Origin of the sequence: Actinophytocola glycyrrhizae (assembly GCF_042653545.1) — a bacterium.
Taxonomy (GTDB): domain Bacteria; phylum Actinomycetota; class Actinomycetes; order Mycobacteriales; family Pseudonocardiaceae; genus Actinophytocola; species Actinophytocola glycyrrhizae.
The window spans coordinates 774,895-797,978 of sequence record NZ_JBHSIS010000006.1; the positions used below are offsets into that span (position 1 = coordinate 774,895).

Annotated in this window: 16 protein-coding genes; 8 read left to right on the plus strand and 8 right to left on the minus strand. The window is 70.3% G+C overall.

Features of this window, described 5'->3' with window-relative positions; genetic code table 11:
• Positions 1–10 precede the first annotated feature (10 nt).
• Complete coding sequence (locus tag ACFPCV_RS14420) at positions 11–1,951, minus strand: glycosyltransferase (RefSeq protein WP_378056627.1); 1,941 nt, start codon at positions 1,949–1,951, stop codon at positions 11–13.
• A gap of 145 nt (positions 1,952–2,096) precedes the next feature.
• On the opposite strand from ACFPCV_RS14420, the gene ACFPCV_RS14425 reads away from it, so the two are divergent.
• Positions 2,097–3,035, plus strand: a complete 939-nt coding sequence (locus tag ACFPCV_RS14425) for an NAD-dependent epimerase/dehydratase family protein (RefSeq protein WP_378056628.1) — start codon at positions 2,097–2,099, stop codon at positions 3,033–3,035.
• A gap of 31 nt (positions 3,036–3,066) precedes the next feature.
• On the opposite strand, the gene ACFPCV_RS14430 is transcribed toward ACFPCV_RS14425, so the two are convergent.
• Entirely contained in the window at positions 3,067–3,438 is a 372-nt protein-coding gene (locus ACFPCV_RS14430) for a DUF2304 domain-containing protein (protein WP_378056629.1), read from the minus strand.
• A gap of 7 nt (positions 3,439–3,445) precedes the next feature.
• Positions 3,446–4,135 (minus strand): glycosyltransferase family 2 protein, encoded by a 690-nt coding sequence (locus tag ACFPCV_RS14435; RefSeq protein WP_378056630.1) that lies wholly within the window; start codon positions 4,133–4,135, stop codon positions 3,446–3,448.
• A 133-nt stretch (positions 4,136–4,268) separates the two neighbouring features.
• On the opposite strand from ACFPCV_RS14435, the gene ACFPCV_RS14440 reads away from it, so the two are divergent.
• Positions 4,269–5,558 (plus strand): nucleotide sugar dehydrogenase, encoded by a 1,290-nt coding sequence (locus tag ACFPCV_RS14440; protein ID WP_378056631.1) that lies wholly within the window; start codon positions 4,269–4,271, stop codon positions 5,556–5,558.
• Between the two features lie 3 nt (positions 5,559–5,561).
• The gene (locus ACFPCV_RS14445; protein ID WP_378056632.1) at positions 5,562–6,146 is read left to right on the plus strand and encodes an acyltransferase; all 585 of its coding nucleotides are present in this window, start codon (positions 5,562–5,564) and stop codon (positions 6,144–6,146) included.
• 3 nt (positions 6,147–6,149) lie between these two features.
• Here the strand turns inward: ACFPCV_RS14445 and ACFPCV_RS14450 are convergent, their stop codons facing one another.
• Both ACFPCV_RS14450 and ACFPCV_RS14455 read right to left on the minus strand, forming a co-directional pair.
• Positions 6,150–7,634 carry a lipopolysaccharide biosynthesis protein gene (locus tag ACFPCV_RS14450; protein WP_378056633.1) on the minus strand — a complete coding sequence of 495 codons (1,485 nt, stop codon included), beginning with the start codon at positions 7,632–7,634 and terminating at the stop codon, positions 6,150–6,152.
• 72 nt (positions 7,635–7,706) lie between these two features.
• Positions 7,707–8,852, minus strand: a complete 1,146-nt coding sequence (locus ACFPCV_RS14455) for a glycosyltransferase family protein (protein WP_378056634.1) — start codon at positions 8,850–8,852, stop codon at positions 7,707–7,709.
• 140 nt (positions 8,853–8,992) lie between these two features.
• Here ACFPCV_RS14455 and ACFPCV_RS14460 point away from each other — a divergent pair, with 140 nt between their 5' ends.
• From ACFPCV_RS14460 to ACFPCV_RS14470, 3 genes are read left to right on the plus strand one after another with little or no spacing between them, the layout of a single operon-like run.
• A complete protein-coding gene (locus ACFPCV_RS14460) occupies positions 8,993–10,084 on the plus strand; it encodes a DegT/DnrJ/EryC1/StrS family aminotransferase (RefSeq protein WP_378056635.1) in 1,092 nt (363 codons plus the stop codon).
• Position 10,085: 1 nt separating this feature from the next.
• Positions 10,086–11,063 (plus strand): Gfo/Idh/MocA family protein, encoded by a 978-nt coding sequence (locus tag ACFPCV_RS14465; RefSeq protein WP_378056636.1) that lies wholly within the window; start codon positions 10,086–10,088, stop codon positions 11,061–11,063.
• A complete protein-coding gene (locus ACFPCV_RS14470) occupies positions 11,060–12,196 on the plus strand; it encodes a glycosyltransferase family 4 protein (protein ID WP_378056637.1) in 1,137 nt (378 codons plus the stop codon). Before ACFPCV_RS14465 ends, ACFPCV_RS14470 begins: the two co-directional genes overlap by 4 nt.
• Here the strand turns inward: ACFPCV_RS14470 and wecB are convergent.
• The gene (gene wecB / locus ACFPCV_RS14475) at positions 12,186–13,241 is read right to left on the minus strand and encodes a non-hydrolyzing UDP-N-acetylglucosamine 2-epimerase (protein WP_378056638.1); all 1,056 of its coding nucleotides are present in this window, start codon (positions 13,239–13,241) and stop codon (positions 12,186–12,188) included. The genes ACFPCV_RS14470 and wecB overlap by 11 nt on opposite strands.
• A 124-nt stretch (positions 13,242–13,365) precedes the next feature.
• Here wecB and ACFPCV_RS14480 point away from each other — a divergent pair, with 124 nt between their 5' ends.
• Both ACFPCV_RS14480 and ACFPCV_RS14485 read left to right on the plus strand, forming a co-directional pair.
• Positions 13,366–15,492, plus strand: coding sequence for an acyltransferase family protein (locus tag ACFPCV_RS14480; protein ID WP_378056639.1), 2,127 nt, complete (start codon positions 13,366–13,368; stop codon positions 15,490–15,492).
• A gap of 237 nt (positions 15,493–15,729) precedes the next feature.
• Positions 15,730–17,706, plus strand: a complete 1,977-nt coding sequence (locus ACFPCV_RS14485; protein ID WP_378056640.1) for a DUF6541 family protein — start codon at positions 15,730–15,732, stop codon at positions 17,704–17,706.
• A gap of 116 nt (positions 17,707–17,822) precedes the next feature.
• On the opposite strand, the gene ACFPCV_RS14490 is transcribed toward ACFPCV_RS14485, so the two are convergent.
• Positions 17,823–20,318, minus strand: coding sequence for an RCC1-like domain-containing protein (locus tag ACFPCV_RS14490; RefSeq protein WP_378056641.1), 2,496 nt, complete (start codon positions 20,316–20,318; stop codon positions 17,823–17,825).
• A gap of 23 nt (positions 20,319–20,341) precedes the next feature.
• Positions 20,342–23,020 (minus strand): PQQ-dependent sugar dehydrogenase, encoded by a 2,679-nt coding sequence (locus ACFPCV_RS14495; RefSeq protein ID WP_378056642.1) that lies wholly within the window; start codon positions 23,018–23,020, stop codon positions 20,342–20,344.
• Positions 23,021–23,084: the final 64 nt, after the last annotated feature.

Consider the following 23,084-nt stretch of genomic DNA (forward strand, 5'->3'; position numbering starts at 1 on the left):
AAGAGGATCGTCACAGGTCGTACAGGCGGCGCCAGTTCTCCCTGCTGACCAGCGACGGCACGGCCGCCCGGTACTCCTCCCGCAGGCGTGGCAGCTCGGACACCAGGCGCCGCACCAGACGGGCCGCCTCCTTGCCGAGTTCGATGGTCACCGCACGGTCGCGCTTGCGCAACCGCACGCCCTCCTGCGAGCCGTCGGTGACGACGACCGTGTCGAACTGGGAGAGGTGCCACCAGGTGGCGTCCTTGCGGGTGACCGCGCCGAGCTGGTGGGTGGTGCGGCCCATGGCCAGGTGCACCAGGCGCTTCAGCAGCACCAGGCGCGCGTGGCTCGGCGTCGCGCCCGCCTGGACGATCGGCACGGCACCCGCCTTGATACCGGGGACCTCCGAGGCCGGGTGCATGACCGTGTCCGGGTAGGCGGAACGCAGCTCGCGGATCTCCTTCGCCGCGGCCGCGCCGCCGTCGTGCAGGAAGTCCGGCCCCTTCAGGAAGTCCCCCATGGACTTGATCAGGGTGGCCGCCAGGCCGTACTCCATCGACAACAGGTTGCGGGAGATCCGCGAGAGCAGCACCCGCGCGATCTGCTTGGGCTCGATCTCAGCGTGCAGCGCCGAGACGATCAGCGCGTTCCGGACCGCGAAGTACTCGTTCCACTTGTCGAGGTCCTTCCAGTCGAAGTCGGCGTGCCACAGGCCGGCGCCGGGCAGCGTCACGGTGGCGAAGCCGTTGGCGCGGGCCCGGTAGCCGTACTCCACGTCGTCCCACTGGAAGAACAGCGGCAGTGGCAGACCGACGGCGCCGACCACCTCGGCCGGGATCAGGCACGACCACCATGCGTTGTAGTCCGCGTCGACCCTGCGGTCGCCCCGGTTGACCCGGCCGGTCGGCACCCCGTCGTCGTCGAGCTCCTCGGCGAGCAGGTCGACGTCGTTCAGCGCGCCCTTCACGACCTTGCCCGGGATGAGCTGTGCGAAGTCCGCGTACTCCGCGCCGGCCAGCAGGACGGTCGGGTGCAGCAGCCGCAGCATCTGGCCGCCCACGATCGTGGGTTCCGTGGTGCGGTTCGCGAACGCGGTCAGCCGGATCGCGATCTCCGGCTCGCACAGCACGTCGTCGTCCATCAGCAGCACGTTCGCGTCCGCGGCGCCGTGCTCGGTGACCTCGTACATGCCGCGGCCGAACCCGCCCGCGCCGCCGAGATTGGGCTGCTGGATGTACCGCAGCCGGTCGCCGAGCGTCCGCTGGATCTCCGGGAACGCCTCCCGCGAGTCGACCGTGTCGGTGCCCTGGTCGACCACGAAGATCGACTCGAGCACCGCGAGGCTCTCGGGGTCGCGCCCGAGCGACTGCAGTGTCCTGGTGCAGTCGTCGGCGCGGTTGAACGTGCAGATGACCACGGAGGTCGGGCGCAGCTTCTCCGGCGCGGACACGGTCCACCGCAGCTGCTCGACCTCGAGTTCCTCGTCACCGGTGGTGATCTCGAGCCACAGGAACCCGCCGTCGACGAACTTGTCGAGCGCGGCGGTCAGCGTCACCGGCTCGCGCCGCAGGCCGGTCAGCTCACGGGCCGCGATCACCCTGGTCTCGCCCGCGGGGTCCGACGCGACGAGCGCGACGCGGCCGGAGCCGGTGAGCGTCAGCTCGACGTCGACCTCGTTCACCACGGTCCAGCGCTGCCAGTAGCTGGCCGGGAAACGGCCGAAGTAGGTGTCGGTGGTGACGGCGGAGCCCGCGTGCACTACCAGGCGCTGCCGCTCGCGGACCGCGTTGCCCTGCTCGACCTGGAGGTACAGGTCGTCAGGGCACACCGGGTCCGGGCCCCGGAACAACCCGCGCTGCGCGACGAGCCGGTTGCCCGGTTCCTGCACCGTGGTCCTGGTTTCCGCCTCGGCCGCCGGCTGCTGGACGGTTGCGGCGACTCCAACGGGTGTCGGGCTGCTGCCGGGCATTCGAGTCCAGACCTCCACGGGGCACGGGCCACTGTCGATGAGCCAGCGTACCCGCCACCACGATTCGGTCACCTTGAGGTCACGACGGTGGCGCGGGCGGTCCCGTTATGATTCGACGTCCGCGATCACCAGAAGGAGACCAGCCGTGCGCGCACTCGTCACCGGCGGCGCCGGCTTCATCGGCTCGACGTTGGTCGACCGGCTCATCCGCGACGGACACGAGGTGACCGTCGTCGACGACCTGTCCCGCGGCAGCCGGGAGAACCTCGCGGAGGCACGGGACAGCGGCAGGCTCGAGCTGCGCGAGGTGGGCATCAACGACCCCGCGCTGACCGAGGTCGTCGCCGAGGCCGCGCCGGAGGTCGTCTTCCACCTCGCCGCGCAGATCGACGTGCGCAGCAGCGTGGCCGACCCGTTCGACGACGCGACCCGCAACGTGCTCGGGACCATCGCGGTCGCGGAGGCGGCCCGCGGGGCGGGCGTGCGCAAGGTCGTCTTCGCCTCGTCCGGGGGTTCCATCTACGGCACGCCCGCGGACCTGCCGGTCGCCGAGACCGCGCCGCTGCACCCCAAGGCCCCGTACGCGGCGAGCAAGATCTCCGCGGAGATGTACCTGAACACCTACCGCGAGCTGTACGGGCTCGACTGCACCCACCTCGCGCCCGCGAACGTGTACGGCCCGCGGCAGAACCCGCACGGCGAGGCGGGCGTGGTGGCCATCTTCGCGAACGCCCTGCTCACCGGCAGGCGAACGACACTGTTCGGCGACGGCGGCAACACCCGCGACTACGTGTTCGTCGACGACGTCGTCGCCGCGTTCGTCGCGGCGTCCGGCGACGTCGGCGGCGGCAGGCGGTACAACATCGGCACCGGGGTGCAGACCTCGGACCGGGAGCTGCACACCCTGGTGGCGCACGCAGCGAACGCGCCGGACGAGGCCGTGTTCGAACCGGCACGGCTGGGTGACCTGCGCGCGTCCGCCCTGGACGCGACCGCCGCGGCCACCGACCTCGGCTGGCGACCCGGGGTGGACCTGGCAGAGGGCATCCGCAGGACGGTCGACTACTTCCGCAAGCAGCTCTGATCCCGCCGGGGACCTTCGGGCGTCGAACCGGTCAGGACACCTGCGCTTCGCTGCTCTCGCCGTCGGCGGGGGCCGCCGGGGGTTCCGCGTTGCCGATCGCGATCGCGCGGGCGAGGCGGGCGTACCGCAGTTCGAGTTCCTTGAACCGCAGGTAGGTGTTGATGGTGGCGAACGCGAAGGCCACCACCATCCCGTACAGCACCAGGTCGGTGCCGCGGCCGACGCCGATGATCTGCGCCAGCCTGCTGACCTCCGAGGGCAGCAGCACGGCGAGCACGCCGAACACCATGAACAGGGCGAAACCGATCTTGACGCCCGCACCGGCCAGTGTGGTGCCGTGGTGCCGCAGGAACGACACCAGCACGATCAGCACCGCGAGTATGAGCAGGAACTGGATCACCATGAGGTGGTCACCTCCTCGCGTTCGTGCGCAGCACGGTGTCGAACATGATGTTGACGCCGTTGATCAGCGACTGGCCCTTGGCCATCGAGTACTCGGTGTACTGGATGGTCACCGGCTCCTCCGCGACCCGCCAGCGCTCCCGCACGATCATCTCCACGATCTGCGAGGCGTGCCCCATGCCGTTCAGGGTGATGTTCATGTCGTCGGCGACGGTCTTGTTGAACACCCGCAGGCCGTTGTGCGCGTCGGAGAGGTGGAGCTTGCGCAGGCGTGGCGACAGCGCGACCACGCTCTTCAGCACGATCCGCTTGAGTCGCGGGATGTGCGCGGTGTCGCCGTGGAAACGGGTGCCGACCACGATGTCCAACGGCTCGTCCCGCAGCCGCCGCACCATCCGCTCGACGTCGGACACCAGGTGCTGCCCGTCGGAGTCGAAGGTGGCGAAGTACGCCGCGCCCGCCTGGGAACGGGCGTACTCGACGCCCGTCTGGATCGCCGCGCCCTGGCCGAGGTTCACCGGGTGCCGCACCAGGTGCGCGCCGGTGGAACGGATCTGCTCCGCGGAGCCGTCCTTGCTGCCGTCGTCGACACACACGATGTTCGGGAACACCTGCAACGCGTCGTTGACGACCTCGGCGACGACGGGGGCCTCGTTGTACACGGGAACCACCAGCCACACATCACGCTGGTCCGCCACGTTGCCTCCCGATGCCCGCCAGATCGCGCGAGCCAGACTACCGGCGGGCCGGCAAGGGGCAGCACAGGGTGACGTTAGGCTGCGATGGCATTCGCAAAACCAGCTGCGTCAGTAAACGAATGGGACTGTCTCGGTGAAGATTGCTGTCATCGCGCTCGGAAAGATCGGCCTGCCGCTGGCCGTGCAGTTCGCGTCGAAGGGCCACGAGGTCGTTGGTGTCGACGTGAACGCCGACGTGGTGGACCTGGTGAACAAGGGCGTCGAGCCGTTCCCGGGTGAGGCGGAGCTGCAGGACAGGCTCTCGGAGCTGGTACCCGCAGGTGCGCTGCGTGCCACCACCGACTACGCCGACGCGGTGCCCGGTGCCGACGCCGTCGTGCTCGTCGTGCCGCTGTTCGTGGACGACGAGGCCCGGCCGGACTTCGGCTGGATGGACGCGGCCACCAGGGAGCTGGCCCGCCACCTCACCAAGGGCACGCTCGTCTCCTACGAGACCACGCTGCCCGTCGGCACCACCCGCGAGCGCTGGAAGCCGATGCTGGAGGAGGGCTCGGGCCTGACCGAGGGCGCCGACTTCCACCTGGTGTTCTCCCCCGAGCGCGTGCTGACCGGCCGTGTGTTCGCCGACCTGCGCAAGTACCCGAAGCTGATCGGCGGCCTGTCCGAGGCGGGTACCGCCAAGGCCCGCGAGTTCTACGAGGCCGTACTGGACTTCGACGACCGCCCCGACCTCGAGCGCGGCAACGGTGTGTGGGATCTGGGTTCCGCCGAGGCCAGTGAGCTGGCGAAGCTGGCGGAGACCACCTACCGCGACGTGAACATCGGCCTCGCGAACCAGTTCGCCCGGTTCGCCGCCACCGCGGGCATCGACATCTACCAGGTGATCGAGGCATCGAACTCCCAGCCGTACAGCCACATCCACCGGCCGGGCATCGCCGTCGGCGGGCACTGCATCCCGGTCTACCCCCGGCTCTATCTGTGGAACGACCCGGAGGCGACCGTCGTGCGCGCGGCCCGCGAGGCCAACGCGGCCATGCCGGGCTACACGGTCGGCCTGCTGGAGGGCGCGCACGGCGAGCTGTCCGGGCAGCGGGTGGCCGTGCTGGGCGCCGCCTACCGCGGTGGCGTGAAGGAGACCGCGTTCTCCGGTGTCTTCGCGACCGTGCAGGCACTGAAGGACCGGGGAGCGACCGTGCTGGTGCACGACCCCATGTACACCGACGAGGAGCTGGCCAAGCTCGGCTTCGACGCATACCACCTCGGTGAGAAGGTCGACGCCGCCGTCGTGCAGGCCGACCACGCCGAGTACGCGAAGCTCCGCCCCGCCGACCTCCCCGGCATCACGACGTTCGTCGACGGCCGCCGCGTCAGCTCCGCGGAGGCCTGGCCGGGCGTCACCTACCGCGTCATCGGGAAGGCCTGAACCATGTCATTCGTCGCGGAGAGCGCCGACGTCGCGGACAGCGCGAAGCTCGGCGAGGGCACGAAGGTCTGGCACCTCGCGCAGGTGCGCGAGGACGCCTCGCTCGGCGCGAACTGCATCATCGGGCGCGGCGCGTACATCGGCACCGGCGTGCGGATGGGCGACAACTGCAAGATCCAGAACCACGCGCTGGTGTACGAACCGGCCAAGCTGGCCGACGGCGTGTTCGTCGGCCCGGCGGTGGTGTTCACCAACGACACGTACCCGCGCGCCATCAACCCGGACGGCAGCCTGAAGAGCGCGTCGGACTGGGAACCCGTGGGTGTGACCCTCGAAGAGGGCGCCGCGATCGGCGCCCGCGCGGTGTGCGTCGCACCGGTCCGGATCGGCGCATGGGCGACCGTGGCCGCGGGCGCCGTGGTGACCAAGGACGTGCCCGACTTCGCGCTGGTGGCCGGGGTACCCGCCCGCCGCATCGGCTGGGTCGGCAAGGCAGGCGCACCGCTGCGCGAGGAGGACGGTCGCTGGGTGTGCCCGCTGACCAGCGAGACCTATACCGAACGTGACGGATCGCTCACGGCGGACTGACGCTCAGCGGCGGCGCAGTCCCGGGATTGGGAGTTTCGCGACCTCGGCGCGGTTCAGCACCCACCACACCGCCAGGAAGCCGACCGCGAACACCGGGTCGAGCAGCACCGGCAACTCGGCGAGGTGCTCGACGACGACGGTAGCGGCCGCCACGACGATACCGAGCGCCACCTTGGCGAACACCGAGCGCCACCGGTGGCCGTCCGTGCGCCACACGACGCCGATGGGGATCGCCGCGAGCACGACGGTCCCGCAAAGGTAGCCGAGCGCGATGCCGGGAAGCCCCAGGCTCGGCGCAAGCAGGAGCCACATGGCGGTACCGACCGCCATGCCCGAGATGTTGGCGGCGGTCGTCACCGCCATCCCCCGGCGGGATCGGGAGTTCAGCGCGTTCACGCTGGCCACGCACAAGTTTGTGGCCAGTACCGCGACGACCAGCACCGGCAACAGCTTCTCGGCACCGGCAAAAGACGGTCCCCAGATCACACCGACGATCAGCCTGCTGCACACCATGATCGAGCCGAAGATGGCCACCATGATCACGGCCAGGCCCCGGGTCGCCCGGTCGGTCTGGATCCGCACAGCCTCGAGGTCGCGTCGCCCCCGCGCCTCGGCCAACGATGGCAGCAGCACCAGCGTCAATGCGACGACCAACATCGAGGCAGGCGTGGCCAGGGCGATCGCGGACGCGTACTGCCCAGCGTCCGCATCGCCGGTCACCCATCGCGCCGCGATCTGGGAGAGCTGCAGAAACCCGGTGTTGGCCAGGGTGGCGATGGCGCCAAGAAGCACGAATCCATCCAGCTCCCGACGTCGTGTGCGGTCTGTCTCACCCTTTGCTCCGTAAGGCCATCCAGCCACGGTGTAGAGGCCATAGGTCAGCACGAGTGGCAGTACCAGGGCGGTGCTGCGTACGCCGGCCAGCAGGAGCACCACCAAGCAGGCCAGGCCGAGCAGCACACTCGCCACGTCCCACAGAGTGGCCCGGGCGACCTGGCCAGCTCCGAACTGGACGCCTCTGGTGAAGCTGTAGCCGGAGTACGCCACGGTCAGCGCGGCCACGCTCAGCGCGCCAGTCCAGGACCCACCGTCGAACAGCGTCCACAGGAGCAGGCTTGCAGCGCCGAGCAGCAGCCCGGTCTGCACGGCACGTTTCCGCAGGTGTCCCACGGTGGCCCGTGCCACCTCGGGCTCCCCTGCGCCGCGCGCTCTGGCGACGAACATCGACGCCGCGCTACCGGTCGTAGTCGGCCACAGCAGCGCCAGGATCAACGACATGGCGATGGCAGACGCCACCTCGCCGAGCACGCTCTTGCCCGCGAGGTGGCCAACCAGGACCGACGTGGCGAACCGCAGGATCCCCTGCGCGACGAGACCGACCGTGCTGTATGCGCTACCACGGGTCAGGGAGGTGGGAACAGGCTGATCCAGCCGCACGGGGCGCAGCATGCGCGCGAGCAGGCCCTGCTTCTTCTCGACCACGGTCACCGACGAACCCTTGCGGGCACGGACGGGTGCATGCGGCATTGGAGCGTCACGGCGGTGAGCGTACTTACCGGGTCAGTGGGGCAGGAGGCCGCCGACGACCTCGCGGGTCACGGCCGAGTCCTCCGCCGAGTTCAGCACCTTGGCCGCGAGATCGGCGTTCTGCTTGAACTCCCGCACCTGCTCGACAGTCAGCCCAGCGAGTGTGTCACGCATGGCCTGCGCGGACGTGTCGGCAACGACCACACCGAGACTGTGCTCGTTGATCAGCCGGTCGGTCTCCACCGCAGGACCGAAAACGACACCGAGCCGGGCCTGGACGAAGTCGAAGATCTTATTGGGCAACATCAGCCGGTGGTTTGCTGTGAGCGGCGGGAGGCTGTAGATGCCGAGGTCGTATGCGTTCAGCGTCTCCACCAGTTCGGTCGTGGGGACCGGTGGGTGCAGCGTGATGCGCTGATCGCCACCGATCAGCGCGCGCAGACTGCCGAGGTACTTGCCGCCGTCGCGCGCCGGCACGAGGTAGAGATCCAGGGTGAACCGGTCGTCGAGCCCGCGGACAGCCTCGATCAGCGCCTCGATGTTGCGGCCGGGGACGGCACCACCGCTGTGCACGAGCCGGATGCGGTCGTCGGGCACCTCGCTCGGCGACAGCTCGCGGAAGGCGCTGGCGTTGCGCACGGTGTGCGTCTGCACGCCGAACCGTTCGAGGTAGAGCTTGCCGATGGAGTCGTTGACCACGGTCACCGCAGCCATCTTGGGTAGGTACTTCTCACACTGCTGGGTCATGAACGGCTTGACGAGCAAACGCCACGACCGGACATGAGCACGCTCCTCCGGCGCCCACTCGTGCATGTCCGCCACGACCGGTGCGCCCTTAGCGACCCGTAGTGCGAATGCCATCGCCCGTGCCTCGTTGGCCACCACCAGGTCGAACTCCCGGTCACCGACCGCCTCGAGCCCGGCGCGCAAGGCCGGAGCGGCGAACTCGGCCTTGTCGAACCGCCGCGCGGCGAGCAACGCCACACCCGCCGGGGTTTGAGGCAGGGACGCCAGGCCGCCGTCGATCGCCAGGTGCTCGGTCGCGGCCGATGGCTTCTCGCCGTAGCCGACCGTCGTTACGTCTGCTAGCTCGGCGAGCACGTCCAGCTGGCGCAGGACACGCGAGTCCTGACTGATGTCGGAGAAAGAGACGCAGAGGATTCGTGCACGACCAGGCATGAAGCCGGAGTTTATCCACGACGTGACCGATCGCAGGCGGCAGCGTGCCTGTGCCAGACCGAAACACCCTGGCGACAGTGCGAATCCGCCGCCAAATACAGTGGCTCCGACGTGTCCCCGGACCGACAAACGGGAGAGCTGTGAGCAAGGAGTTCATACCGGCCGCCAAGCCGATCATCGGCGACGAGGAGCGGGCGGCCGTCGACGCGGTGCTCCGGTCCGGCATGCTCGCGCAGGGCGCCGAGGTCGCCGCGTTCGAGCAAGAGTTCAGCACGGTGCTCCTGGACGGCCGCGCGGCGGTCGCGGTCAACTCCGGCACCGCGGGCCTGCACCTCGGCCTCCTCGCCGCGGGCGTCGGGCCGGGAGACGAGGTCATCGTGCCGTCGTTCACCTTCGCCGCCACAGCGAACTCGGTCGCGCTGACCGGCGCCACCCCTGTGTTCGCCGACATCGAACTCGAGCACTACTGCCTCGATCCGGCGAGTGTGGCGAGCAAGGTGACCGAGCGCACCAAGGGCATCATGCCGGTGCACCTGTACGGCCACCCCGCGGACATGTCCGCACTGCGGGCCATCGCCGACGAGCACGGTCTCGCGCTGTACGAGGACGCCGCGCAGGCACACGGCGCGAGCCTGCACGGCCGGAAGGTCGGCACGTTCGGCGCGTTCGCGATGTTCAGCCTGTACCCGACGAAGAACATGACCTCCGGTGAGGGCGGCATGGTGTCGACCGACGACGCCGGACGCGAGCGCACCCTGCGCCTGCTGCGCAACCAGGGCATGCTCAAGCAGTACGAGAACGAGATCGTCGGCTTCAACGCGAGGATGACCAACCTGCATGCCGCGATCGGCCGGGTGCAGCTCACCAAGGTGGGCGGCTGGACCGAGGCGCGGCAGGCCAACGCGCGGTACTTCGACCAGCACCTGACCGGCGTCGGCGTGCCCGAGGTCGCCGACGGCGCCGTGCACGTCTACCACCAGTACACGGTCACCGTGGCCGAGGACCGGGACGGCTTCGTAGCGGCGTTGAAGGAGGAGCACCACATCGGCTCCGGTGTCTACTACCCGATCCCGAACCACCGGCTGGAGCCGTTCCGGCGCGCCGAGGACCTGCCGAACACGGAGCAGGCCGCGAGGACCGTCGTCTCCCTTCCGGTGCACCCGTCGCTCGACGACGAGGACCGCGACCGGATCGTGCACGCGGTGAACACCCTGGCGAAGGCAGGTGCCTGACATGTCCGATCTCCGTGTGGGCCTCATCGGCCTCGGCATGATGGGCCGCCACCACGCGCGGGTCGTGCGCGAGGTGGAAGGCCTGCAGCTGGTCGCGGTCGCGGACGCCACCGGCGATCCGCACGGCGTCGCCGGCGGCCTGCCGGTGCTCCGCGACGTGCACGAGCTGATCGCGGCGGGCATCGACATGGCGGTGTGCGCCGTGCCGACCGGCATGCACGAGGAGGTCGGCCTCGCGCTGGCCGAGGCCGGGGTGCACACGCTGATCGAGAAGCCGGTCGCGCACACTGTCGAGGCGGGCGAGCGGCTGGTGAAGGCGTTCGCGGAGCGCGGTGTGGTCGGCGCGGTCGGGCACATCGAGCGGTACAACCCCGCGCTGCAGTCGCTGCGCGCCAGGATGGCGAACGGCGACCTCGGCGACATCTACCAGATCGCCACCCGCCGCCAGGGCCCGTTCCCGGCGCGGATCGCGGACGTCGGCGTGGTCAAGGACCTCGCGACCCACGACATCGACCTCACCGCGTGGCTCGCGCAGTCGGCGTACCTGACCGTGTCCGCGCAGGTCGCGCTGCGGTCCGGCAGGCCGCACGAGGACCTCGTGGCGGCCACCGGCAGGCTCGCCAACGGCACCGTCACCAACCACCTGGTGAACTGGCTGTCGCCGATGAAGGAGCGGGTCACCGTGGTGACCGGGGAGAAGGGCGCGTTCGTCGCGGACACGCTGACCGCCGACCTCACCTTCTACGCCAACGGCGTGGTCACCACCGAATGGGACTCGGTGGCCAACTTCCGTGGTGTGGCGGAGGGCGACGTGACCCGGTACGCGATCCAGAAGCGTGAGCCGCTGCGGGTCGAGCACGAGAAGTTCCGCGACGCGGTCCTTGGCCGCGGCTCGGACATCGTGACCATGCAGGAGGGCCAGAACACGCTGCGCACGGCGGAGCAGTTGCTGAGCAGCTCCTCGGTGGCACCGGCATGAAGGTCGTCATCGTGACCCGGCTGTTCGCGCCGGAGGTGGCCGCGGCCGCCTTCCGGCTCAAGGCCCTGGCCGACGGCCTGGCCGCGGCCGGTCACCAGGTCACAGTGCTGACGACGAAGCCACCAGCGAACGCGGGCAGCCAGGAGTTCCCGGACTACCGGGTCCTGCGCTGGCCGGTGCTGCGGGACGCGGGCGGCAACGTGCGCGGGTACGTGCAGTACGCGAGCTTCGACTTCCCGATGGTGCCCCGGCTCCTCGCGCGGTCGGCGGACGTGGTGGTCTCCGAGCCGCCGCCGACGACCGGTGCGCTCGCGGCACTGGCCTGCCTGGTGCGCCGCAGGCCGCTCTACTACTACGCGGCGGACATCTGGTCCGACGCGGTCGCCGCGATCGACGCGCCCGGGTTCGTCACCAAGGTGATGCGTGCGTTCGAGCGGTTCGCGCTGCGCCGCGCCCGCGGGGTGATCGCGGTGTCGGACGGCGTCGCCGAGCGGGCCAGGGCACTCGGCGCACGCAACGTCGAGGTGGTCGCGAACGGTGTGGACACGAACCAGTTCCACCCCGTCGACGCGCCGGACACGGACGGGCAGCCGTACTTCGTCTACACCGGGACGATGTCGGAGTGGCAGGGCTGCGACGTGTTCGTCCGCGCCATGCCGATCGTGCGGGAGAAGCACCCGCGGGCCACGCTGCGGTTCTTCGGCCAGGGCTCGGCGGAACCCGCGCTGCGGGCGCTGGCCGCCGAGGTCGCGCCGGACATGGTGGAGTTCGGCGGCGTCGTGCCACCCGCGCAGGCGGCACGCTGGATCTCCGGCGCGACCGGTGCGCTGGTGAGCATCGTGCCCGGCAAGGGCTACGACTTCGCCAAGCCGACCAAGATCTACGCGGCGGCCGCGTGCGGCACCCCGGTGCTGTTCGCCGGGGTCGGTGCGAGCGCCGAGCTGGTCGAGGAGAACGCACTGGGCTCGGTCTCCGGATACGGCCCGGAAGACGTGGCGGCGAAGATGATCGCCATGCTCGACGGCGATCGTCCCGACGGCGAGCACCTCGTGAGCTGGGTCCGCGACAACGCGTCGCTCGCGACCACCGGCAGGCTGGCGGCAGCCTGGATCGCCGGGGACCTCAGGCGCTGAGCAACGCGTCGACCGCCGCTTGCGCGGCCGTCCCGGTGCCGTAGGGCGCCGCGTCGGTCGGCGGGGGCGGCGTGCGCTCCACGATCTCCGGGAGCGCCGCGAAGTCGGTGTTCACCAGGACGTTCCAGCCCAGCTCGACGGTCTCCACCCACTCGGTCTCCGGCCGGATCGTGGTGCACGGCACCCGCAGCAGGAACGCCTCCTTCTGCAGCCCGCCGGAGTCGGTGAGCACGCCGGCGCTGTGCTGGACGGCGTTCACCAGGTCCGGGTAGCCGACCGGCTCGGACAGCTCGACCGAGCCCTGGTCGAGGGTGATCCCGTGCTTCTCCGCGAGGTGGCGCAGGCGGGGGTGCGCGAGCAGCACCACGGGCTTGCCGACCTTGGCCATGCCGGCCACGATGGCCCGCAGCCGCTCCGGGTCGTCGGTGTTGTCGGGCCGGTGGATGGTGGCGACGTAGTACTCGCCGTCCTCGACCGGCACGGACAGCGACAGCGGCGCGGCCGCGACCTTGTCCCGCGTCTCGAACAGCACGTCGGTCATCACGTCACCGACCAGTACGCCGCGGGCGGCGAGGCCCTCGGTGGCGAGGTGGTCCATCGCGACCTGGGTCGGTGCGAGCAGCAGGTCGGCGGCGTGGTCGGTGAGGACCCGGTTGTGCTCCTCCGGCATCCGCCGGTTGAACGAGCGCAGGCCCGCCTCCAGGTGGGCGACGCGCACGTGCAGCTTCACGGCGGCCAGCGCGGCGGCCACGGTCGAGTTCGTGTCGCCGTACACCAGCACCCAGTCCGGCGCGGTGTCCTCGATGATCTTCTCCAGCCCGGCGAGCATCGCGCCGGTCTGCTCGCCGTGCTTGCCGGAGCCGATGCCGAGGTTCACATCCGGCTCCGGGATACCGAGGTCGGAGAAGAACGCCCCGCTCATGTTGTGGTCGTAGTGCTGGCCGGTGTGGGCGATCAGGTGCTCCGCCCGGCCGCGCATGGCACGCGCGATCGGCGCCAGCTTGACGAACTGCGGACGGGCTCCGACGACACTCAGCACTCGCACAGCGCCGGAGTCTATCGACGGGCACTGTGCGTCGGCGCCGCACCCAGGCTGCAACGGCCAGGCGGCGTGCCGCAACGTAGGCTGCTCCGGGCAGCGAACGGGCAGAGAGGACAGCTGGCTCCCGATGACGGCACCCGATATCGCCACCGAGAACCACCAGCGCCAAGCCGTGTCCGCCGGCCCGCGGCGCGACGAGTTCCAACCCGAGATCCAGGGGCTGAGGGCGGTCGCCGTGCTCCTGGTCGTGATCTACCACCTGTGGCCGAACCGGCTCAGCGGCGGCTTCATCGGGGTGGACGTGTTCTTCGTCATCTCCGGCTACCTGATCACCGCGCATCTGGTGCGAGAAGTGAGCGCCACCGGCCGGCTGTCCGCCGCGCGGTTCTGGAGCCGGCGCGTACGACGACTGCTGCCACTGGCCATGACGGTCTCGCTGATCTCCACGGCAGCGGTCTACCTCCTCGCGCCGTCGACGGTGTGGGACGTCACGGTGCGGCAGGTCGTCGCCAGCACCCTGTACGTGCAGAACTGGGTGCTGGCGGGTGACGCGATCGACTACTCGGCGAAGGACAACGACGCCACGATCGCGCAGCACTACTGGTCGCTTTCGATCGAGGAGCAGTTCTACTTCGTCTGGCCACTGCTCGTCGTGGCCATCGTGGCTGTGCTGGCCCTGGTGCGTGCCCGGCTCGGGCGCGCACCCGAGCTGAAGACGGTCCTGGTGTACACACTCGTGGCCGTCGGGATGGTCTCCTTCGGATGCTCGGTGGTCCTGACTGCGGGCAACCAGGCCACGGCGTATTTTGTGACGCCGACGCGGGTGTGGGAGTTCGTCTTCGGCGCGCTGATCTCCCTGCTGCCGCTGCGCGCGCTGCGCGGGCCGTGGGCAATGACAGCCGGGTGGACGGCCATGGCGGTCATCGTCGTCACCGGCTACCTGTTCAGCTCGGCCACGGCGTTTCCGGGCTGGATCGCGGTCCTGCCGGTCGCGGCGACCGCAGTCGCGCTGGTGACGTTGCGCGACCGGGAGCGGTACAGCGCGGGCTACTGGCTCACCCGGAGGCCCATGATCTTCCTGGGCGACATCTCGTACGGGCTGTACCTGTGGCACTGGCCGTTGATCGTCCTGGCCCCGTACGTGCTCGACGGACCAGTTCCGGCGACGGTCAAGCTCGGCCTACTGGCGCTGGGCATCGTGCTGTCGTGGGTCAGCAAGCTCGTCGTGGAAGACCCGCTGCGGCACTCCGCGCTGCTGCGGCCGACCAGGAACTCGTTGGGGTTCGCGGTGGCGGGCATGACGGCGGTCGCGGTGGCACTCCTGGTCGTGGTGCCGGCCCCGGGCGTGCAGGCCGGGCCCGCCGAGTACGTCGCGGGCGACCCGTGTCACGGACCCGGCGTGCTGGATCCGGCGAACAACTGCGGCAGCCTCGCGGGTGGCGCTCCCGTGCCACCACCCGCGGTGGTGATACGCGAGAACAAGCAGGACATCGCCTACCCCGGCTGCCAGGCCGACGCCGACACCGCCGACATTGTCAGCTGCATACTGGGCGACAAGAACGGCACGCGCACGATCGCCATCGTCGGCGACTCCCACGCCACGTCATGGTTCCCCGCGTTCGACCGTCTCGGCCGGGACAACAGCTGGCGAATCCTCACCTTCACCCGTTCCAGTTGCCCATTCACGCTCGCCGAGCGCAACGACCCGGAAGAGCGTGGCGAACTGGGCGCCGACCGGCGGGCCACCTGTGACTCACACGTCGACCGAGTGCTCGACAAGATCACGACCGACCCGGACATCGACACTGTGGTGAGCGCATCGTATTCGTCGGTGTTCACGTTCACCGCGCGTCCGGCGGCGAACCTGGCCAACCCCGCCGTCGACGGGTTCATCGAGGTGTGGTCGCGGTTGCATGCTGCGGGCAAGTCGGTGGTGGTGATGGCGGACGTACCGCTCACTGGCGGCAAGAACGTTCCGACCTGCCTGGCCGAGAAGACCGACCCGGCCGACTGCGCCGTGCCAAGGCGCGACGCTCTCCCCGCGACTCGGATGGCTCAGGCGTCAGCCGTGCAGGCGACCAACCTGCCCAACGTGACGCTGGTTGATCTGAGCGACCAGTTCTGCGATGCGCAGAACTGCTACGCCCAGCTCGGGTCCGTGATCGTGTACCGCGACAAGAGCCACGTGTCGCGGACGTTCTCACTGGCCCTGGCTCCCTACATCGAGCGAGCGTTCCCTGCGCATCCCCGGTAGACAAGGCGGCACTCCGCCCACCGGCGGCCAGGCGCACAGGCGTCCGCATGAAGAGGCGTGTCGTTCGGGGGGTCAACGCGGTGACATGCCGCGATCGAGCGTCGATGCGGATCGCCCCGACCACCGGCATGCGACATCACTCGACACCTCGTCCGGGCTTGTCATGCCGATTGCTACTCTGCGCGCGGCTCCGGGCTGGAGTCCTGGTCCCGTGAGTGTGCGAAGGAGCAGACACACATGAGTTGGTGGCAGCTGGCCCCAGCCGTGCTCGTCACCGCCGCCATCGTCTTCCTGCCCGGTTACCTGGTCGCGCGTTGCTGGCGAGTCACCGGCCTTGTCGCGGTAGGCGTGGCCGCACCGGTGTCGGTCAGCCTGATCGCGGTCGTGGCTGTCTTCGCGAACACGGTCGGCCTGCGGTGGAACGTGCTGCTGGTGATCGGTGCCACGGTCATCCTTGCCGTCGCCGGCCTGGTCGTGCGCCCACTCGTGCCCGGGCCGCGCAGACACCCTGCGAAGCCGCTGCGAAGCCGCTGGCAGTTGCTCGTGCACGTCGGCGCCCTGCTGATCCCCGCGCTGCTCATCACCCGCGGACTGACGACGATGTTCGGCGCGCCGGACCACTTCTCGCAGACCTACGACAACGTCTTCCACCTCAACGCGATCCGCTACATTCTGGACACCGGTTCCGCGTCGAGCCTCACTCTCGGCGGGATGTACAGCAACGGCGCCAACCCGTCGTTGTACCCGGGGGCGTGGCACGACCTGGTCAGCCTCGTCGTGCAGGTGGCCGGGGTCTCGATCCCCGAGGCGATCAACGCGGTGAACCTTGTGGTCGGCGCGCTGGTCTGGCCGATCGGTGCCATCTTCCTCACCACCCGGGTCACCGGCATGCGGCCCGTGCCGGTGCTGTTCGCGGGTGCGCTGTCAGCGACGTTCGGCGCGTTCCCGTACCTGATGATGGACTTCGGCGTCCTGTACCCGTACTTCATGTCGCTGGCGCTGCTGCCCGCCGGCCTGGCCCTGGTCGCCATGGCGACGGGGAGCGGCGTGCGCGGCGGTACCCCACGCTGGGTCACGATGCTGTTTCTCGTACTGGCGGTGCCGAGTATCGCGCTCGCCCACCCGAGCACGCTGCTGCTGTTGCTGCTACTCGCGATCCCCATCCTCGTCGTGGCGCTGGTCCGGTACCGCAGGCGCGTCAAGGCGATCGGCAGAGCCGCTGAGATGCGGTATTGGGCGGGCGTCGTGCTGATACTCGGCTACGTGGCCGTCGGCATCGTGATCTGGATGCGTGCGCGGCCGAGCGCCGACGACTGGTGGCCGCCGATCGAGACCATCCCGCAGGCGATCGGCAAGGTGCTCAGCGCCGGGTTCTACGGCCAGGGACCGACATGGATCGTGCTGGCGCTGACGCTCGTCGCGGTCGGACTGGTCATGCGCAGGCAGGTCGCCTGGTGGCTGGTCGGCATGTACGTGATCGCCGCGGGCCTGTACGTGGTCGTGGCGGCGGCACCGGTCGGCCGGGTCCGCGACTTCATCACCGGCGTCTGGTACAACGACCCGTTCCGGCTCGCCGGGCAATTCCCGGTGGTCACCGTCGTCCTCAGCGCAGTCGCCGCCACCTGGCTGTACACCGTCACGATGGACCGGCTGGCCGCACGCAGGCCCACGTTCGAGCGGCTGCGCAGCACCCCCTCCGCCGGGCCTGCGGCCGCCGCCACGGCGTTCGTGGCCGCCGTCGCGATCGCCGTCTTCGGCCAGTACAGCTCGGTCAACTACGAGGTGGCGGCCGGCGCGCGGACCTACGAGCTCGACGACGAGGCCGACGTGCTGACACCGGAGGAACTGGCGCTGCTGGAGCGGCTCGACGACGAGATCCCCGAAGGGGACTCGATCATCGGCAACCCGTGGACCGGCACCGCACTCGCGTACGCGTTCTCCGGCAGGCGCATGCTCACACCGCACGTCGGCGGCACGATCCCACCGGACATCCAGTACGTGATGGACAACCTCGACGACGTCGGCACCGACCCCGAGGTCTGCTCGATCGTGCGCGACCTGCACGCATACTGGGTACTGGACTTCGACGGCACCCAGATTCACGACCGCGACATACAGTTCGACGGTCTCGACTCGCTGGCGACCAACCCGGGTGTCACCGAGATCGACAGCGAGGGCTCGGAGGCCCGACTGTACGAAATCACCGGCTGCTGAGCCCGGTAATCCGCACTGCCTCTCGCGGGAGCCCTTCCACCGGCGGCTTTCCACGTCAAGCCTCGGACATGTGAAGGGGCGCGTCCGGCGGCCCGGACGCGCCCCTTCACGTCGGGTCAGCCGATGGCGTAGGCGGTGTCGAGGCCTGCGCCGACCGCCGTCACCCCGCTCAGGCCGGGCACCCGTGTCGGCACGTTCGTCGGGGACCACTGGCCGCCGAGTTGTCCCTGGGTGTTGCGGCCCCAGGTCCACAACGTCCCGTCGGCGCGGCGTGCCATGGCGAACGAGTTGCCTGCCACCATCTCCACCACGTCGGTCAGACCGCTCACCGGGCCGGGCGTGGGCTGGACGCAGTTGGGCTGTGTCTGGTCCGAGCACGCGCCACCGGTGGTGCCGTTGCCGAGCTGGCCCAGCGAGTTGAAGCCCCACGACCGCACGGTGCCGTCGGTCATCAGCGCGTAGGTCGTGCTCGTGCCACCGGCCACGATCCGGTCCACGCCGGTCAGGCCGGGGATCTGGACCGGCGAGAGCTTCATGCAGTTCGTGCCGTGCGGGTTGTCGTAGCAGTCCGGGCCACCGGCCGTGCCGATGCCGAGGCCACCCTCACCGTTGAAGCCCCACGTCCAGACCGTGCCGTCCGACTTCACCGCGAACGTCGCGTTGTAGGTCGAGGCGATCGAGACGACACCGGTCAGGTTCGGCACCTGGATCGGTGTGACCGCGCGGCAGCCGGGGCCGACCGGCAGGGTCTCGCACCCGGTGCCGTAGGCGCCGTTGCCCAGCGAGCCACCGTTCGCGCCCCATGCCCACACGGTGCCGTTGGCGCGCAGCGCGTACCCCGTGAGATAGGCGGACGCGATCTGCTGGACGTCGCTGGGCAGGAGCACCGGCACCGGCGAGTTCCGCTGCGTCACCGAACCGTCGCCCAGCTCGCCGTCGTCGTTGTAGCCCCACGCCCAGACCCGGTTGCCGTTGTCGAGGGCGTAGGCGCTGTAGCCGCCGGACGCGATCTGCCTGACGTCGTTCAGCGAGCCGACCCGCACGGGCACGGTGGACACGCCGTACGGGGTGCCGTTGCCCAGTCCCTGCACACCGTTGGTGCCCCAGGACCACACGGTGCCGTCGCCCTTGAGGCCGTAGCCGTTGACGATGCCGCCGGTGACGGCGGAGAAACCGCTGTGCCCGTCGATCCGGCCGGGTTCGCCGGAGTAGCCGCCGGTCGTGCCGACCCCGAGCTGGGCGTTCCCGTTGACACCCCACGAGTGGACGCAGGCGCCGGTGCACGGGGCGGGCGCCGGCGCGAAGTAGCCCGCGATGTCGATGATGACGTCGACGACGCCCGCGTGGTTGCGGACGTTGATCTCCCGGCCGGGCCCGAACGCCACCGTCGCCATGTTGGCGGCGGTCTGTCCCTTGGCGAGGTTGATGTTCGACGCGGTCGGCCTGCCCGCGCCGGCCGGCCACGCGGTGACGAACGTCGCCGCGGCCGGGCCGGTGCCGGTCAGGTTGAACACGAGCGACGACGCCGCCGCGGGCACCTCGGTCGTGAACTCGAAGACGGCGATCTCCCCCTGGTACAGCGGTTCGCCGTACCTCGTGTCGTACACCCGCAGCGGCGTCATCGGGTAGTACGGGTCGCCCCGGTCGGTCGCGTAGTAGCCGGCGAGGTCGGCCACCAGGTGCGTGCTGCCGGAGTTGTTGTACAGGGTCACGCTGCGGTTCGTGCCGAGCGCGACCGTCACCAGGTTGGGGGTGATCTGCCCGGCCACCATGTTCAGGCTGGACGCGTTCGGCCGCGCCGAGCCAGTGGGGTACGCGGTGACGAACGTGCTCAGCGTCGCGCTCGCGCCGGTCAGGTTGAACGTGACGGCCGTGGCGGTCGCGGGCACCCGCCCGGACAGGTTGATGGTCCGCGTGCCACCGGTGGGCAGCGCCCCGCCCGAGGCGCGGGTGTCGAGCACGCGGCTCGGCGACATCGACGTGAACCGCGCGCGAGCCGCCGGGGCGTAGTGGCCCGCGAGGTCGGCGACGAGGTGGGCGTTGCCGGAATTGTTGCGCAGCAACAACTTCCGGTCCGGGCCGAGCGCGACCGTCGTCGTGTTGGCGCGGATCTCACCGGCCCGCAGGTTGAGGGTCGACGTCGCGGGCCTCGGCTCGCCGGATGGCCACACGGTGATCACCGTGGCCAGGGTGGGGGTCACGCCGGTCACGTTGAGCACGACGGCGGTCGCGTCCGAGGGCACCCGCGAGGACAGGTCGACCGCGATGGTCCCACCGCCGGGCACCACACCCTTCCGCGCGCCCGTGCCGGTACGGGTGTCCAGCACGCGCATCGGCGGCATCGGTGTGAAGGCCGAGCCACCCGAACCGACGGCGTTCGCGGCGGGTGCGGCCGCGGTGGCGACACGTGCGCTCGCCCCGCCTGCCGCCGCGCCGCCGAACCCCGTGCGCTCGCGGGCCTCCTCGAAGTGCTCCACCTCGGTGCTCTCGGCCTGCGCCGCGACGGGCACCTGGTCGGCCACGGCGGGCTCCTGCGCCGCCGCGGTGGCCTGCGCCCCGAGCAGCGCGGCCGCCGTCACCCCTACCAGAAACAGGCTTCTCTTTCGCCCCAACGACTTTCCTCTCATCCCAGTGTTCAGTAACGTCGGTCGGTGACCTGGCCGGTGGCCCTGTTCCAGAAGATGTAGCCGTGCTGGAAGTCGCTGCGGGCGCCGCCGGTGACGGAGTACTCGTTGGTCCTCGGGTAGCCGAGGTAGGACTTCTCGTAGCCCAGTGCGGCGTACCTGGACCGGATCGCGCCGGTCACCGCCCACGCGCCCGTCGCGGGGGACCACAGGATCGTGCCGCGCTGGAAGTGGTTGTAGCGGCCGGTGCGGGTCGCGGTGTCGCCCTCGTCCGTGGTCGGGTAGCCGAGGCGGCTCTCGGCGCCCAGCGCGCGGTAGCGGGTGTGGATCGCACCGACGACGACGTGCGCGCCCGTGTTGGGGTGCCAGTACACGCCCTGGTTGCGGTCGAGCAGGTTGTACCGGCCGGTCCCGTCGCTGCCCTTCGACTCGTCCGTCGTCGGCAGCCCCAGCACCAGGTGCCCGCCGGCGCCGAGGTACTTGGTGAGGATCGCGCCGTTCATGGCGTGCACGCCGGTCGTCGGCGACCAGTACAGGCGGCCCCTGGCGTAGGTCCGCCAGCGCACCTTCGCGTCGCCCTGCTCGACACCGGTCGGTGCGCCGAGCAACGTCCGCAGCGCCGCGTCGCTGTCGTACCTGCGGTCGATCGGCGAGTGGTAGAGGACCTCGTACACCTGGTCGACGTCCGGCAGCGTCACCTGCCGCACCCGGTCGGTGCTGCCCTCCGCCCACTGGCTGAACGTGCTGACGCCGTCCAGCGCGCGCTCCGGCGCGATGATCGTCAGCGGGGTGCCGACGGTGAACAGCCCCGACGAGGTCTGCTCGTCGCCGATCGTGAAGTCGGCGGCGGCGGTGCTGTGGAGCGTGACGCGCCGCTGTTTGGGGCGCACGGCGAACGTGTGCTCCGTGCTCGCGCCCTTCGAGTCGGTCGCGACGGCCGTGACCTCGAGCCTGCTGTCGCCGGGGTGGCCCTCGAACGCGAGGTGGAACCGGGGGCCCTCCTGCCGTGCTCCCGGGTGCTGGTGGCACTCGGCGGGCGAGCCGCAGTGCACGATCTGGATCGCCCACCGGACGGGGAGTTGCCCGTCCTCCGGGTCCGTCGCGGTGGCCTGTGCCTCGATCAGGTCGCCGACGGCGAAGGTCCTCGCCGGGTCCGGCGCCGCGACGGTGAGCGCCGGGGCGTGGTTGCCCGGGTACACGGTCGTGGTCGCGACACCGGTCAGGGTCCCGTCGCTCGCGGTGAGTGTGACCTCGAAACTCTCCCCCGCCGCGTAGGTGTGGCTCACCCGCTCGCCCGTACCGGTCCGCCCGTCGCCGAACGACCACGTGTGGGTCAGGGGGTCGCCGTTGGGGTCGGTCGACCGGGACGCGTCGAAGGTGACCGTGCGGGTGTCCGCGTCGACCGTGGCGGTGATCTCCGGGTCGGGTGCCACATTGCCCGGCGAGTACACCAGCCTGCGCAGCTTCCCGGAGTGGATGTCGGCGTAGACGATGTCGCCGCCGGTCGGCACGGTGCCGAACTTGACCGGCGCGCCGATCTCGACCCCGAAGCCGCCGGTCTCCGCCGGCCTGGTGACCACGCCGCGCTCGTCGAACTTCATCGTCCACAGCAGCCGGTCGGAGTAGTCGCCGAAGAAGTAGGCGCCCCGGTACTCCTCGGGGTACGACCGTCCCGTGTAGACGACGCCGCCGGTGACGCTCGCGTTGATGCCGTAGGGCGATGTGGTGTGCCGGTAGGCGTGCAGCGGCAGCGCGGTGCTGACACCGGCGCATTCCGCGTAGGTGTTCCACGCGGTCCGCACGTTGCCCTCCCAGCACGGCCAGCCGTAGTTGTTGCCCGAGGTCACGAAGTCGATCTCCTCGAACGTGCCGTTGCCGACGTCGCCGACCACCGGCCGGCCGCTCACCGGGTCGATGGCGAGCCGGAACGGGCTGCGGAAACCGCTCGCGTAGACCTTGCTGCGCGCGGCGCCCGGGTCGGCCGGGTCGAAGTACGGGTTGGTCGCGACGCCGGTGCCGTCCTGGTTGACGTGGAGCACCTTGCCGTGCAGGTCGTCGAGGTTCTGTGCGCGCAGCGCGAGCGGCGACACACCCAGTTTCGCGCTGTCGCCGATGGCGACCCACAGGGTGCCGTCGGACGCCGCGACCAGCCCGGCGATGCCGTGGATGGTGGCGTCCGCGTAGGTCTCGACGACGATCTGCTCGCCGGTCAGACCGGTCGGCGTGCCGTCCTGGTCCGTGGTGGCGGTCCAGCGGCTGACCCGCAGCACGCCGTTGGCGCCGGTGCCCGCGCCCGTCCCGTGCACCGCGCGCGCGGTGTAGACGGTCCCGCTGGCCGCGTAGTCGGGTGCGATCGCGATCCCGGTGAGGCCGAGGTCGCCGCCGCCGTTCGTCGGCAGGTCCGCGATCTGGCGCGGTGCGCCCGACCGGGGGACATGCATGACCTTGCCGTACTTGCCGGTGACCAGGATGCTCTCGTCGGGCAGGTGGACGAAGTCGGTGAGCCCGTCGCCGAGGCCGCCCGCGGAGATGCCGGTGAGCCCGGTCTCGATGTCACGGAGCACGAAGCCGGGTGGCAGTGTGCCCGCCGCGGCGGGTGCCGCCGGGAGGACGGTGAGTGTGACCGTGGCCATCGCCAGCACCGGCACGAAAGCGAGGTGGCGGCCGATGCGCCGCAACGACTTCGTCATGACCCCCCTTAGCTGTCCGACCAGAAGGCCGAACTTCAGCCATTCGTGCCGCGTATCGCACGAA

Bases quoted from the DNA above. Each gene is read 5' to 3' on its own strand.
- ACFPCV_RS14420 (WP_378056627.1), bottom strand. From the start codon at position 1,951: ATGCCCGGCAGCAGCCCGACACCCGTTGGAGTCGCCGCAACCGTCCAG.
- ACFPCV_RS14430 (WP_378056629.1), bottom strand. From the start codon at position 3,438: ATGGTGATCCAGTTCCTGCTCATACTCGCGGTGCTGATCGTGCTGGTG.
- ACFPCV_RS14445 (WP_378056632.1), top strand. From the start codon at position 5,562: ATGTCATTCGTCGCGGAGAGCGCCGACGTCGCGGACAGCGCGAAGCTC.
- ACFPCV_RS14455 (WP_378056634.1), bottom strand. From the start codon at position 8,852: ATGCCTGGTCGTGCACGAATCCTCTGCGTCTCTTTCTCCGACATCAGT.
- ACFPCV_RS14465 (WP_378056636.1), top strand. From the start codon at position 10,086: ATGTCCGATCTCCGTGTGGGCCTCATCGGCCTCGGCATGATGGGCCGC.
- ACFPCV_RS14470 (WP_378056637.1), top strand. From the start codon at position 11,060: ATGAAGGTCGTCATCGTGACCCGGCTGTTCGCGCCGGAGGTGGCCGCG.
- ACFPCV_RS14480 (WP_378056639.1), top strand. From the start codon at position 13,366: ATGACGGCACCCGATATCGCCACCGAGAACCACCAGCGCCAAGCCGTG.
- ACFPCV_RS14485 (WP_378056640.1), top strand. From the start codon at position 15,730: ATGAGTTGGTGGCAGCTGGCCCCAGCCGTGCTCGTCACCGCCGCCATC.
- ACFPCV_RS14495 (WP_378056642.1), bottom strand. From the start codon at position 23,020: ATGACGAAGTCGTTGCGGCGCATCGGCCGCCACCTCGCTTTCGTGCCG.